General features: G+C 55.2%; 22 protein-coding genes. 11 read left to right on the top strand and 11 right to left on the bottom strand.

Annotated features, from left to right (window positions below; genetic code table 11):
- Nucleotides 1-68: 68 nt before the first annotated feature.
- From GYH29_RS05115 to GYH29_RS05080, 10 genes are all read right to left on the bottom strand, one after another.
- Nucleotides 69-215: a hypothetical protein gene (locus tag GYH29_RS05115; RefSeq protein WP_019101057.1), complete on the bottom strand. Its 147-nt coding sequence runs from the start codon at nt 213-215 to the stop codon at nt 69-71.
- Nucleotides 216-291: 76 nt separating this feature from the next.
- Nucleotides 292-423, bottom strand: a complete 132-nt coding sequence (locus GYH29_RS24990) for a hypothetical protein (protein WP_269473798.1) — start codon at nt 421-423, stop codon at nt 292-294.
- The gene (locus GYH29_RS05110; RefSeq protein ID WP_161523295.1) at nt 420-785 is read right to left on the bottom strand and encodes a phage protein NinX family protein; all 366 of its coding nucleotides are present in this window, start codon (nt 783-785) and stop codon (nt 420-422) included. Before GYH29_RS05110 ends, GYH29_RS24990 begins: the two co-directional genes overlap by 4 nt.
- Nucleotides 785-1,513 (bottom strand): hypothetical protein, encoded by a 729-nt coding sequence (locus GYH29_RS05105; RefSeq protein ID WP_161523294.1) that lies wholly within the window; start codon nt 1,511-1,513, stop codon nt 785-787. Before GYH29_RS05105 ends, GYH29_RS05110 begins: the two co-directional genes overlap by 1 nt.
- 4 nt (nt 1,514-1,517) lie before the next feature.
- A complete protein-coding gene (locus GYH29_RS05100) occupies nt 1,518-2,027 on the bottom strand; it encodes a hypothetical protein (RefSeq protein ID WP_161523293.1) in 510 nt (169 codons plus the stop codon).
- Complete coding sequence (locus GYH29_RS05095; protein WP_161523292.1) at nt 2,024-2,221, bottom strand: hypothetical protein; 198 nt, start codon at nt 2,219-2,221, stop codon at nt 2,024-2,026. Before GYH29_RS05095 ends, GYH29_RS05100 begins: the two co-directional genes overlap by 4 nt.
- Before the next feature lie 188 nt (nt 2,222-2,409).
- Nucleotides 2,410-2,532, bottom strand: coding sequence for a hypothetical protein (locus GYH29_RS24985; protein WP_269473797.1), 123 nt, complete (start codon nt 2,530-2,532; stop codon nt 2,410-2,412).
- A 1-nt stretch (nt 2,533) separates the two neighbouring features.
- Nucleotides 2,534-2,695, bottom strand: coding sequence for a hypothetical protein (locus GYH29_RS05090; RefSeq protein WP_161523291.1), 162 nt, complete (start codon nt 2,693-2,695; stop codon nt 2,534-2,536).
- A 51-nt stretch (nt 2,696-2,746) separates the two neighbouring features.
- Nucleotides 2,747-2,905 carry a hypothetical protein gene (locus GYH29_RS05085; protein ID WP_161523290.1) on the bottom strand — a complete coding sequence of 53 codons (159 nt, stop codon included), beginning with the start codon at nt 2,903-2,905 and terminating at the stop codon, nt 2,747-2,749.
- A gap of 29 nt (nt 2,906-2,934) precedes the next feature.
- The gene (locus GYH29_RS05080) at nt 2,935-3,282 is read right to left on the bottom strand and encodes a C-type lectin-like domain-containing protein (RefSeq protein WP_198001640.1); all 348 of its coding nucleotides are present in this window, start codon (nt 3,280-3,282) and stop codon (nt 2,935-2,937) included.
- Between the two features lie 1,609 nt (nt 3,283-4,891).
- Between GYH29_RS05080 and GYH29_RS05075 the strand changes: the two genes are divergently transcribed.
- The 5 genes from GYH29_RS05075 to GYH29_RS05055 all read left to right on the top strand — a co-directional run bounded on the left by GYH29_RS05075 (nt 4,892) and on the right by GYH29_RS05055 (nt 7,593).
- Nucleotides 4,892-5,425, top strand: a complete 534-nt coding sequence (locus GYH29_RS05075; protein ID WP_161523289.1) for a hypothetical protein — start codon at nt 4,892-4,894, stop codon at nt 5,423-5,425.
- Nucleotides 5,416-6,015, top strand: a complete 600-nt coding sequence (locus GYH29_RS05070; RefSeq protein WP_161523288.1) for a hypothetical protein — start codon at nt 5,416-5,418, stop codon at nt 6,013-6,015. Before GYH29_RS05075 ends, GYH29_RS05070 begins: the two co-directional genes overlap by 10 nt.
- Nucleotides 6,016-6,103: 88 nt before the next feature.
- A complete protein-coding gene (locus GYH29_RS05065; RefSeq protein WP_161523287.1) occupies nt 6,104-6,385 on the top strand; it encodes a type II toxin-antitoxin system RelE/ParE family toxin in 282 nt (93 codons plus the stop codon).
- A 10-nt stretch (nt 6,386-6,395) separates the two neighbouring features.
- Complete coding sequence (locus tag GYH29_RS05060; protein WP_161523286.1) at nt 6,396-6,674, top strand: HigA family addiction module antitoxin; 279 nt, start codon at nt 6,396-6,398, stop codon at nt 6,672-6,674.
- 163 nt (nt 6,675-6,837) lie between these two features.
- On the top strand, nt 6,838-7,593 hold the full coding sequence (locus tag GYH29_RS05055) for an autoinducer binding domain-containing protein (RefSeq protein WP_161523285.1): 756 nt from the start codon (nt 6,838-6,840) through the stop codon (nt 7,591-7,593).
- A gap of 390 nt (nt 7,594-7,983) precedes the next feature.
- On the opposite strand, the gene GYH29_RS05050 is transcribed toward GYH29_RS05055, so the two are convergent.
- A complete protein-coding gene (locus GYH29_RS05050; protein ID WP_161523284.1) occupies nt 7,984-8,448 on the bottom strand; it encodes a hypothetical protein in 465 nt (154 codons plus the stop codon).
- 64 nt (nt 8,449-8,512) lie between these two features.
- Here GYH29_RS05050 and GYH29_RS05045 point away from each other — a divergent pair, with 64 nt between their 5' ends.
- From GYH29_RS05045 to dnaB, 6 genes are all read left to right on the top strand, one after another.
- The gene (locus GYH29_RS05045) at nt 8,513-9,136 is read left to right on the top strand and encodes a hypothetical protein (RefSeq protein WP_161523283.1); all 624 of its coding nucleotides are present in this window, start codon (nt 8,513-8,515) and stop codon (nt 9,134-9,136) included.
- Nucleotides 9,102-9,602 (top strand): DNA N-6-adenine-methyltransferase, encoded by a 501-nt coding sequence (locus GYH29_RS05040; protein ID WP_161523282.1) that lies wholly within the window; start codon nt 9,102-9,104, stop codon nt 9,600-9,602. The genes GYH29_RS05045 and GYH29_RS05040 overlap by 35 nt, the downstream gene beginning before the upstream one ends.
- A gap of 86 nt (nt 9,603-9,688) precedes the next feature.
- Nucleotides 9,689-10,042 (top strand): winged helix-turn-helix domain-containing protein, encoded by a 354-nt coding sequence (locus tag GYH29_RS05035; protein ID WP_161523281.1) that lies wholly within the window; start codon nt 9,689-9,691, stop codon nt 10,040-10,042.
- Complete coding sequence (locus GYH29_RS05030) at nt 10,039-10,227, top strand: hypothetical protein (protein ID WP_161523280.1); 189 nt, start codon at nt 10,039-10,041, stop codon at nt 10,225-10,227. The genes GYH29_RS05035 and GYH29_RS05030 overlap by 4 nt, the downstream gene beginning before the upstream one ends.
- The gene (locus GYH29_RS05025; RefSeq protein WP_161523279.1) at nt 10,224-11,000 is read left to right on the top strand and encodes a helix-turn-helix domain-containing protein; all 777 of its coding nucleotides are present in this window, start codon (nt 10,224-10,226) and stop codon (nt 10,998-11,000) included. The genes GYH29_RS05030 and GYH29_RS05025 overlap by 4 nt, the downstream gene beginning before the upstream one ends.
- Complete coding sequence (gene dnaB, locus GYH29_RS05020) at nt 10,997-12,370, top strand: replicative DNA helicase (RefSeq protein ID WP_161523278.1); 1,374 nt, start codon at nt 10,997-10,999, stop codon at nt 12,368-12,370. The genes GYH29_RS05025 and dnaB overlap by 4 nt, the downstream gene beginning before the upstream one ends.
- Nucleotides 12,371-12,421 lie beyond the last annotated feature (51 nt).

Genomic DNA, 12,421 nt, shown 5'->3' with positions numbered 1-12,421 from the left:
CAGCATCTGCACCGCAAAAAAAATGGCGACCAGAAGTAGGCCGCCAGCAAATCGAAGCAGGAACTGTGTCATGAGACTTTCCTCCAGCCGTAGGCGACCATGCCGGTCATATCCTCGGCGCTTTTCACTGCCCGTTTGATGTCGAGAGCAATGACGGTGATGCGCTGGCGGGTGCGCGCCCACGGGCGCTGCAAATCAATGTCGTATGCGCTCACTTTGCCGTCTCCTTCATCTCATCCAGCCGATCTTGGAAGAAGCCAATCACCCGCTCTTTCGACATCGACCGCAGTTTCAGATCGTCGAAGTCGCGGGCATGTCGATCACCGCTTGTTGATAGCCAGTGAGGTAGACATTGCAGTTGTCGTTGTAGAGAAGGTGTTTACCACCGATGGCGCGGATGGCCTGTTTGCTGGGAGGTTTCATGTGGAATCCCTTCGGCAAAGTTGCTCCGGCACTTTCACAATTTGACCAAGCTCAGCCATAACGATGCAACGCATAGTTGCGACAAGATACTCATCGCCGAGAGCGGTCTCGTGGGTAATGAACTCTTCTGCTCGCCACTGCGCGTCAGATAATGGCGTAACAGAAACTGCAAACTTATCGAGCAAAGGTCCGCCATGTGCCCACTCTGTCGATGGGCAGAATCTGTGAAGAGTGTGCCCATGTGATACAACGCACCCGCCGTCCAAACCTGGCTGCGGATTTTTCTGCCCTGATGCGACAGCCACCGCATAGTCCAAAGCCGCTCCTGTCAGTGTCGGGGTCTCAATTCCATTCATTTCCATTACTCTCCCCTTTCATCGCTGTCAGCATGGTAATTTTTCAGACAGAGATACGTGACGCCGTTGCCTTGCTGGCGCATCAGCTTCACATTGCAACTGATGAATTCGCATAGCGGCTCAAGGTCGGAAATTTCTTGTGTTATGCTGTTGCGCTCCGCGTCAGCCCAATGTAATGGCGACAGTCTGTCTCGGTTTCGCTTTTGCTGTGAAATGTGAGATGCCAGAGCCATTCCAATCCGCTTCATGCTGTCAATGGTGAGGCGCATGGATTCATCGGAACTATAAGTCGGTTGTCCGACCTGGGCCGGCGACGGCGCGGCGGCGAGCATGGCGCGCCACACATGTACTGCGGTCGTCCCCTTGCTCTTGTCGGTTTCGACCGTGCCATCTGTACCGATTTGCCATGCTGGGATTTCTTGCCCATGGCGAAAATGTCCAAGCTCGCGGAACATGATTGGATCACGCCCGGCATCCCACATTTGCTCGGTTGGCTCTATTGGAACCAGTTGCCAACCATCCGGAATAGCCGGAGAGTTGGGCGCCAGTTGAACCTGTAAGGATTCCTTACCGGTTGCAGGCAGCGCAGCTTTGAGCGCAGCCATAGCATCCACGGCCACATTCAGCGACAGTTCAATCTCGCGGCGGTAGTCATTGCCAAGCGTCTTCGCCATCAACATGCTGTGATGTATCGTGTTCAACGCTTCCAGCATCTTCCATTCCAAATCAGTCATTGGATTAATCCTTAGCAGCAAGCATGGCATCGCGGCAGGCGTTCCAGCCTTCAACATAACTATCTGGAATGCGCTCACCCTTGGAGACCACGGAGTATTGCATTTCATCCGGCACGGCCGCCGGCTGGGCTCTACCTGCCGCGTTCAATGCATCTCGCACGTCATACATGAATTCGTAATCCCAGCACGCGATGCCATCTACAAGATCTATCGAATCGATGAGTTTTTGTAGCGCAGGATGACCGGTGTTCGGCTTGCGTGTCTTCATCGGCTGCGCGGCCTCGGCGACCGCGATGGCGGCGCGAGCTTGCCAGCCTTCCCACAAGAAATTCAGGTAGTCCAGGCCTTCTCCGTACGTGTCACCGTTTCGCATTTCCGTCAGTTCGTTGCACAGATCCTCTATGCTGTATTGCGCCACGTTTGCCGATGCGCTTTGCCATTGCTTGGCGTAGAACAGTTCGAATGCTGCGCGCTCATCCAGTGATTTCAGCATCTGCTTTTCCAATTCAGTCATCTCTGCACCCCACCGAACCCAGCGCCTTCGGACGACAGTTGCGCCTTAGTCTTGTAGTCAGCGGCGTTAATCCGCTCTTTAGATGCCGCGGCAATGATCGCGGCGTTACGGTCAGATGCGCGGACACCTTCAACGCGCAAACTGGTTTGCCCGCGACGACCGCGCGGCACGAAATCAACATTCCACGTTTTCATCTCTATCTCCAATAAAAATCCTGCTCTAGGCGGGGTGGGTACAACCGGCATCAGGCTATCTATTAAGACTGCCGGCGCTGTTGCATAAGGCCGAAGGGCCTGCTCACCCGCGCTTGTCGGACGGAGCGCGCGCCCGAGAAGTAACCCGCTTTCGCGGCCACCGGCGCGGTACGGTGGGGTCGTCTAAATCAGCACCAGATAATGATGGCCTGCTGCGGCATGGCCTCTGCCACCATCCAGCTACAGCTGCGCTCATGCCCGAATTTCAAAACCTCAAGCAGCGCACATACAAAATGCAGTTCACGTTTCATGTCAGTCTCCCCAGTAGGATGCACAGCAGGCGGCGTCCGTGGCGTCATGACCAGGCGCAAAACCTTCTGCGATAAATGTTTCCCCTTCGAAAATCTGGAAGTACGTAGCGCGATGGCCACGATAGACTGTGTTCTTCTTGGATTTAATGGTCATGGTCGACATGGCATCCTCCAAAGAGAAAGCCGCCTTGCGGCGGCTTGTTGCTTCCCCGGCTTAGCTGGACAAATTGACCCAGCCATTTCCCGTGTTAAAGCTGAACTCCCATGTAGCCCAGCCCATGTGATTGGCAAATTGTCGAATATCGTTTTCGCAGGTGATGCCTTCAAAAACCGGCAGACGATATTGTTTACCGTTGACGATGAACGTTCCCATATACGCTGCCTTTTTGAATAGATGAATGGCTAAATGGGTAATCTGCGGACGGCTCGTGCACGCAATTCGTTGAGCTTGACGTGGTAGTGCTGAGTGCCATAGTCGAAGGTCTGCTCGTAGGCGGTGTAGCGCGAGTACTGCGTATTGCTCCAGTACCACTCCGGCTTGAACTCGGCTTTCAGGTTTGCGTACAGGAGCGCCTGCTCTTCGCGGCTTGGCAGATCGCCGCCCTGCTCTGCGGCCCAGGCCCGCGCATCTTCCCACGCCTTCTCAACATCGCCATCCAACAGCACAACGTGATGCGACGGCTTGCCGTCGATCAGGATCAGGCCAGCGTACTTCTCGCCCTCTTGCAGCTCAGGCAGAGTGATTTCCATTGCGGTACTCCCGTAAAGAAAGCCCGCTTAGCGGGCGAATAAGTGGCGGCATGCGCTGGGGTGGCGCCCCATTAGCCTGCCAAGGTTGCGCTGCTCTCACCAACACAGGAGCGGGCCGGACTCGACACCGGCTTAATGTTCCCGTCATTCGTACCCTACTCGGACGATAGCGCTGGCCATCGATAGGGTTCAGGTGTGTCCATCCACACCGCCGCTCTTGTGTTGGCCCCGGCCTCTCACCGGGTCGTCTTGGTCTATTCGGCAAACACGGTCCAAGCACCGTGGAGGGACCGCGCTCGGCAAAGCGGTCTGCCTGATTGGGTTGTTGGTGTCCACCCCTATCTCAAGGCTGGCGCTCTCGTCGCGCTTCAAAGTCCGGGGCCGAAGCCGCTTAGCTCCACGCGATCACCAACTGTTATGCCGACCGGATTTGCACCGGCACCCATAGTTGCTCTTAACCATGTTCATCTTGTTTGGCGGCATAACGGTTGGCCTGGGTCCGTCAACCGCTCCCAGCGCGGCCTTCCCTCATATCTGACGGTGATAACCGCTTACGCCGGTCAGTCGGAAAAGCCGTTTAGTCCGCTCTCGCCTTTGTGCTGCATCACACATTGAAGCGGGCCGGGCGCTACTCCGGCTAATGCAGTCGTTACATCCTGAGTCCCTGACTACGCCAGCCTCCAGCCTTTTGCTTTCGGCTACTGGATTTGCACCAGTGACATTCAGAGGCGATGCCCGTTCGGACTATCGGAGCTCCCCGACGTGGATTTCGCCACGCTGCCGGTCCAACTCAATCACTGCTTAGGATGTATCAGCGTGTCTGCTTTCCACGCCGCCGCTTCAATGTGCCGCCTCGTGAGAAGCGGCTTGCCGGGTACAGCGTCCGGCGCCGGTAGCGATGTTCCTCCGGCTGATTGTGCTGCGATGTCGTCGTGTATAAGGCTGGTTGACTGCGTTATGCCGTTCGCCACACGGCTAGTGATCTGGTGCGCCGTAGCGCCATCCGTGGCCCAGTACTCGCCTGCCACCTCCACCCGCTCGCTTCCTTTGCTCGGTCGCCTGGCCGTGGTCACCAGTCTTACTCACTCCACACCACCCTCCCCTCATCTGCGATTTAAGGCCCTTGCCATCGCCTTGCGGCGCGCATCGGGTGGGTGGCTTGGTATTTCCTCCCCCGTTTTCTGCCACGGTGGGCTTGGCATCTCTCTGCCGCCAAGGGTGGTTCTCACGCCTGACTGACTTTCTTCGCGCCTGAGATGGCGCCGCTCCATCAACCAACATCAGCGAGCTGAAACCGTGTAGCTGTGTCCTTGGAGAGATTCGTTGAACCTCCCTCGCTCTAGCGCCGGACCTGGGCTACTCGCGCTCACTGGCCTTACTGTCGTCTTGCAGGCACTGTTTCGGCATTGCTGCCGGATGGCGGTGGTACTTGTCTGTTAAGGATCGGTGGCAATGTTTCGCTGCCTGTTGAACAAACTTTAGCTGCCAGCAAAACATTTAGCAAGACATTTATTTAGCACCACGCGAAATAATTGCGAAAGTACAACACCGTGCGAAACGTAGGCTTTGTCACAGAGGGCTACAATGCCAATGTCACAAGGAGGCAAAGATGAGAGCTATGGTATGCGTGGGGTGCTTTTCGTTGGTGCTGCTGGCTGGGTGCGGTGGCGATGAAGAGGTGGCAGCGGCACCAAGGCCGCAGAAGCCAGGTTTTGTGGTTTGTGATGAGGCAGACATTCGTGCTCATGCACTAGAAGCGGTTTCGATATCGGACGGGATCCAGATATGCAACGAGCTGAAGCTGGCAAAAGGAAATGAACCGACAGAACGTTTGTACACTTCAATGGCAAAGGCTTTTGTTGCGTTCAGGCTGAAAGGCAGCTCCGATACTGCAAAAGACCTCACCTATCAGCTGATGGGTATCGTTGATGCGAGAGGGCAAAGCAAGGACGAGCAGGCATCCATCACTACTTTTGATGTGGTTTTCAAAATGTACAGCGCCTGGAATGGTCACATCACCCCAAAGGATGTTAATGCTTTCCTGCATGACTCCGGGCCGGCCAGTGCGTCACTTTCGGATGATGGCTTGGTTAACATGATGGCCGTAGTTTTAGAAGAAAAAAGGGCAAGAGGATGGCAGTAGCCTGGCAAGCGGGTTCATCTCATGTGTCGCATGCGATGGTGGTGATGGGACTGGTAGTGGCCGCGGGCGCGACAGCGGGGGTGACAATCAACGTGCCGGTGTCGCCGGCGGAGAAGTACGCGCTGGAGAGTCCAGCGGATGGATGGGAGCTGCTACAAAAGCACGCGCTGAAGACGTACCCGGACATCAAGGCCGTCCGCGTCCCGAAAATGCCGGGCGTGGTTCCAGGCGATACCGAGACGGTCAGATTAAACAGGCAAGATTTCCAGATCGGCCTGTTCTTCGCGAAGCAGATCAAGCTTGCCGACGGGCAGACCCTGTTCAACTTCATGACCAGGTGTAGCGGCGGGATGGATGCGGCCAACGGCGCCAGCATCGGTTTTGACAAGCAGAAGCCCTATATACACCTGCAGTTCTTCCCCAAGCTCCGGCGCGCTTACAGCGGGGAAGCCACGGATCTGAACCTCATCTTCCGTAGGGATGGCGCCACGATACGGCCTGAGAGCGAGTTCTTCTCCACCAACATCCTCACAGATCAGAACTACCTGCAGCGGCATGATATGAAATGTCGTTTAGCCACGAACAGGTGACAATACGGCAACTCAAGTTGTCAAAGCGTAAAGAAATTTCACGAACTACACTTGATACATCTAGGTCGTATACATACACTACACAACAATGATTAATTCATTCACCCACAAGGGCTTAGAGCGATTCTACCTTACCGGGGATAGGTCCGGCATAGACCCGAGCCATGAACAGAAGCTGACGCTACAACTGACAGCGCTCAGCTCTGCCAAAAGCCCGAAGGACATCATGGTGCCTGGCTGGAAAGCACATCCAATGAAAGGAAAGTTTCGTGGCTACTGCTCGATAAAGGTGAATGGGAACTGGCGATTGACCTTCCGCTTCACCGCGGACGGACACGTTGAACTGGTTGACTACCAGGATTACCACTAGGAGAAACACGATGAGCCGAATGCACAACCCGGCGCATCCTGGCGCCGTTCTTAAGGAATGGCTGGACGAGATTAGCATCACTGCAGCAGCTGGGCAGCTCGGCATTACGCGGGCCCATCTTTCCCGTATCCTTCATTGTCACGCCGGCATCTCAGCTGACATGGCGATCCGGCTGAGCGAGTACCTTGGAACATCGCCGGAGCTCTGGCTAGAGATGCAGATGAACTACGATCTCTGGCATGCCGCTCAACAGGAACGACCACAGATCGAAAAACTTGCTCATGCTTGAGCGATCAAACAGCCCGCCGCTAGGCGGGTTTTCTCTTTCCTGCACCGTCACCATGTCGGTGAACCCAACGAAATGGTCGCCATAGTCCGATTGATCTTCATCATCAGAACATTCTATTTCCATACGCTTCCTCCGTGTCTTAAGTTTAATTTAGGAGGAGACTATGCAGGAATTCATCACCAGGCTGCCTGAGGTTACAAGGCTGCTCACAACAAAAACAGCAGTAAGCGTATACCAGACCACCGCCTTCCAAAGCATGTTGCTCAAGGCCCGCTCGCGTGAAGACATCGAGGCCGCGCTTGCTGTGATCAGCGCTGTTGCCGAAGCGCCGGCCATACTTGTTGGATTCTGTGGAGATGACGATCTGCAGTCTGCGATGGTCGTGAACCGCGGCTGGCCAGAAGCTTGGCTCCTCCGCTACGCAGAGTACAAATACCATCTAATCGACCCCGTGGCGCTGGCGCCGGCCGGCGAGCCCATCATCTGGAGCCAGTGGCTCAATCCTCCGACCCCCACTCGCACAGTGCAGTCATACATCGAAGACTGCCGGCGTTTCAAGATGACGCACGGCCTCACTTTCATCAACAAAATCGGTGACTGCCGCATCTTCATGTCGCTAATCGGCCAGCAGGTAGAAGACTGCCCGGTGCTGCGCGAAACGCTGTCCATGGTCCTGCCTGAACTCTCTCACGTAGCCTACCGAGTTTTCGCGTCAGAGCGACTTTTAGCGAAAATGACAAACAATCAGCGTTCCATAATACACTGCATTATTAAGCACGGGCTTACACAAAAAGAGATCGCATCACATTTAAGCATGCCTCTCAGCACCGTTCGATACAGCCTTGATCAGCTTAAGATCGAGTTCGGATGCGCCACTATGGAACAGTTGATGTACAGGATCGGTAATGGCGAAATGTAATGCGTTTTAAACAACACATTAACAATAAAGATTTTCGCATCAGTACAGTTTTTTTCTGTCTACTGACGAAAACGCTAGTGACGCTGACGCATTTCAGCCGGACAATAGTCGCATAACCACAGAACATGACTGACAGAAGACAGTCAGCGACAGACAATGCCCGACTTGACGAGGAGAGAACGATGGCTTACTGCGAGAAACCTGTAAACAAACCCTGTATCCATCGCAAAGACTGCCATCATTTCAGGGAAGATCCTGAAGATGACGATGAAATCGCTAGGCTAACAGTTATGTTGTTCAAAACAGGAGAAATTGAGGTACGCAAGAAGGGGGACACCACCCTGCTAATGCGTGTGATGAGTCAGTAACCGTAAGGGGCCCGATGGCCCCTTAAGATTTTTTCTTTGCATGCAGATCTAGTGCGCGTGCAATGACCTTGTGAAGTTCTTCAGTCTCTAACTTGCCCATCTGTTGGACAAGCTCATCTATAGAGCCGGCCACTATAACCGTCTCTTCCTCATCAGAGTCAGAGTGAATTTGGTCTAGCCAACCATGAGGCAGCCGCTCCGAGTCCTCGATACGTCTGGCGATATCGTCCCCCATCCGCCTGTCGGCGGATTTCAGGGTTGAAATATACGAGGCAGACGACCCAGTGTTTGCGGCGATTCTCGCCGCAGCTCCCCTACCGGCAAGCAGCTTTTCCAGGTTCAGTCTACGGATAGCAAAAACATCCAAGTCCATGGGTTCATGGTAAGAAAATTTAGCTAATGGCGAAATAAACACACCGCTAAACAATGTGCGTTTCGCTTGCGAAATGTTTTGCTTACTGCTAAAGTTTCTTGTATGAAGCTGCATGACTACCTCCGCACGATCTCTCCGCAGGAAAGAGAGAAGCTAGCAGATGAATGCCTGACCTCAGTTGGCTATCTGTACCAACTGGCTGGGAATCATCGCCGCCCATCCTTTCCCATGGCAAATCGAATACATCGTGGAACCAATGGAAAAGTCACCTTCTGTGACTGGTGTGCTGCAGACGAAGTATCGAATAACCCAAGCGAATAAAAAACGATCTTTCTTCATGAAAAGGATCACTATGACAACGTCATTAGATCTAGCAATACTTCAGACAGTCCGCCGCGCCGGCGGTCCTGAAGTCGTTGCTGGGTGGATCGGCAAGACAGAGGGCCACGTCCGTGCTTGCTGCAATAGCAAAGGTGACCGGAGTTTTACCGTTGATGACCTTGAAATGATCTTCGACCACTCGGGTGATCTGGAGATTCTGATTCAGATGGCAGCGTGCCGCGGTCTGAATATCTCTGCAGATGAAGCCTCATCTGGAGACAGCACCGACACCCTACTTCTGAAAAAGCTGATTGCGGACCGTCTGTCTGGCCGCGTCAAGCCATCTGACGAACAGAAGCTACTCCGCGACATCGTTGGTCACGACGATGCCATCAACGTCCTGACTGACATGGTCGGCGCTCTATCCGACTGGTTGAAAGCCCTGAATGACCAACGACAGCGTGCACTTCAGTACCGGTGATTACGAATGGCCCACTCCGCAGGCCCTGTTTGACCAACTCAACGCGGAATTCGGTTTCACGATTGATGTGTGCGCTACAGCAAAAAACGCGAAGTGCACCAAGTTTTACACGAAGGTTGATGACGGATTGGCCCAGAACTGGGCCGGCGAAGTGGTCTGGATGAATCCGCCCTTCGGACATGAGATCAAGCTGTGGATGGCTAAGGCTTACCGCAGCAGCTTAGACGGCGCCCTGGTTGTGTGTCTGGTCCCGGCAAGAACGGATACGAGATGGTGGCACCGGGTAGTGATGAAAGCCTCGGAAGTACGGGTTCTCGACAAGAGGCTGAGGTTTGACGGAGGCAACCACAAAGCGCCGTTTCCGGCAGTAGTGGTTGTGTTCAAGCAAGGGTATAGCGGCTGCAAGCTGAGCGCTTACAAAGTGCCAGGCAAAGGTGGCCGGATGGTGGAAATCAAGAGCAGTTAGCCGCCAGCGGCAGGCTGGAAAAGCAAAACCCCCGATCATCGCCGCTCCAACGGCTCCCGGGGGTTGCAACAACACTAGGAGTCATTATGACCGACTTTACTCAGACTTTCAACGTAGACATCCCGTCCGAAATGCCGGCTGACGAGGCCTGGGATCGCGCCAACTTCCGCCCGCACAAAGTGGTGCTGGAAATGTGGCAGGACAATGAGGTGATCAAGACCCGCCACCAGGCGCTGATCTCTCGCCCGCTGATGAACAAGATCCTGGATCTGCTCGCACAGCACCGGGCCGGCTACAGCATCTCTGAAATTGGCCGTGCACTGGGCATCACCTTCGAATGCGCTTCTGCCAACGCTTCCCAGCTGGCCGACGATGGCGCCATCACCCGCCGCGATGTGGGCCGCGAAGTCGTCTACATGGTGCAAAGGAAAGCGGCATGAGCGACTTTGACCTTCATCTCCACATGCAGCGCGTGGCTTGGCTGAGCAATCGCATGCAGCGCGCGTGGAACGCCAAACGCCTGGACTGGGCCCACCGCTACTGGTTGGTGCTCAGCAACGAAATCAACAGCCGTCCTGCTGACGTTGTGGCAGCGATGGAGAGAAACCAAGGTCTTGCCGCATGAGCAACAAAAACCATTTCACTTGGCAAGCCGCCGTATTTTCTTCTGACTTGCCGGCAAATACCAAGTTGGTGCTGATTGCTGTTGGTGCGCGGATGAACCAATTTGGCCAAGGCGCATGGCCCAGCTACAACACGATTGCGGCAGATACTAGCCTGTCTCGTCGCACTGTAATCGATGCCATAAAGCTTGCTGTCGAACGCGGGTTCATCACCAAAAAAACTCGTCACAAAGCCGCTAAGTCTGGCGACGGTTTTGTCGTAACCAATGACACTAACGAATACGAAATATCGTGGGTAGGTGGTGCAGGAACTGCACCAGGGGTGGTGCAGGAGCTGCACCAGGGTGGTGAACAGGCTGCACCAGGGGTGGTGCAGGAGCTGCACCCTAACACTCCCTTAGAACACTCCCAAGAACACAAAAGAGAGAGCACGCGTAAAACGCGCGCCACCTCCTCGGCTGTTTGTTTGAAGACTTGGCTGCAGAACATCAAGGCTGCTGGCGAGAAGCCGGTTCCTGAAGACGATTCGATTTTTGAGTACGCCGATCAGGTTGGCATTCCGATTGAGTTCCTGCGGTTGTGCTGGGCAGAGTTCAAGGACCAGTACGTCAACGGCGGCCGCAGCTCGAAGCGCTACACCGACTGGCGCCAGACCTTCCGCAACGCTGTCCGCGGCAACTGGTTCCGGTTGTGGGCGCTGGACGCTGAGGGTAAAGCCATTCTGACCACGCAAGGCCGTTTCGCTGAACGCCGTCATGAGGAGAAAGCTGCATGATCCAGCTACACTCCACCGAAAGCGAGATGTCCGTTCTGAGCGGCCTGCTGATTGATCCGCGCCGGCTGGACGATGTGCAGGAGGTTCTGACCGCTGCGGACTTCTACGACCCGATCAACCGCACGATCTTCCTGGCTATCGAATCTGTCGGCCAAGCGCGCAGTGTCGCTGACGTGATGACTGTGGCTGACCAGCTTGAGCGCCGCAAAGAGCTCGACGGCATCGGCGGCTACGCACATCTGGCAACCGTTGCGCAGTTCACCCATAGCGCGGCAAACATCATGCGCTACGCCCGCATCGTTGCTGACCGCGCAGTGCGTCGGCGCTTGCTGGCTACCGGCGAGCGCCTGGCAATGGCTGCGAACGAGGCCGAGGACGTTGATGAGCTGATTGACTCCACACTGCGGGCCATTGAGCAGATCCAACCGGAATGCGGCGAGGACGACCTGGCCACCGGCTCCGACCTGTGCAAAGAGTCGCTGGACTATGTGACAGAGCGCTACGAGAGCGGCGGCGGACTTGGCGGTACACCCACCGGCTTTACCGATATCGACCATCGTCTGCTGGGGCTTAAACCGGGCGACCTGATGATTGTGGCCGGCCGCCCTGGCATGGGTAAAACCGTCTACGCCCTGAACATTGCGGAATACGTTTCTGATCACGTCGGTCCCGCCCTGTTCGTGTCGCTTGAAATGAGCAAGCTGCAGTTGGGACTGCGCCAACAAGCCAACTTTGGCGGTATTTCACTAAACGCGCTGCAAAGTGGCGACTTGACCGCAGAAGACTTCGAGGTGCGTTTGCCGCTGGCCGTGAAGAAGGCTACCGAATCTCGCTTGTTCTGCGACTTCCGTCCTGCACTGTCTCCCGCACAAGTGAAAGCCAAGGCCAAAGCGCTCAAGCGCAAGCATGGATTGTCCCTGATCGTTGTCGACTATCTGCAGAAGATGACCGTCCGCGGCGCCGAAAACCGCCTGAACGAAATCCGCCTCATTGCCTCCGGCTTGAAGAACCTGGCCAAGGAGCTGCAGGTGCCGGTGATCGCGCTGTCCCAGCTGTCTCGTGCGGTGGAGCAGCGCCCCAACAAGCGGCCAATGATGTCGGACTTGCGGGAATCTGGCGATATCGAGCAAGAAGCCGATGTGATCCAGTTCCTGTACCGCGATGAGTATTACAACCCTTCTGGCCCATACAAGGGTGTCGTTGAGGTTATCACGAGCAAGCAACGCATGGGCGAACCTGGAAACGACTACCTGACTTTCCTGGGCCAGTTCAGCCGGATGAGCAACGCGGACATGCAGGAAATTCACCGCATGGCCGCCCTGGAAGATCTCTCTACCACTCGCCGCTCTGCTTCGAAAGGGTTCGACTGATGAAAACCTTCCTGTCTCTAGTCGTGCTCTTGATTGTTCTGGCAATTCTTG

Origin of the sequence: Chromobacterium haemolyticum (assembly GCF_009936155.1) — a bacterium.
GTDB lineage: Bacteria > Pseudomonadota > Gammaproteobacteria > Burkholderiales > Chromobacteriaceae > Chromobacterium > Chromobacterium haemolyticum.
This window is presented reverse-complemented; position numbering and strand designations above follow the sequence as displayed.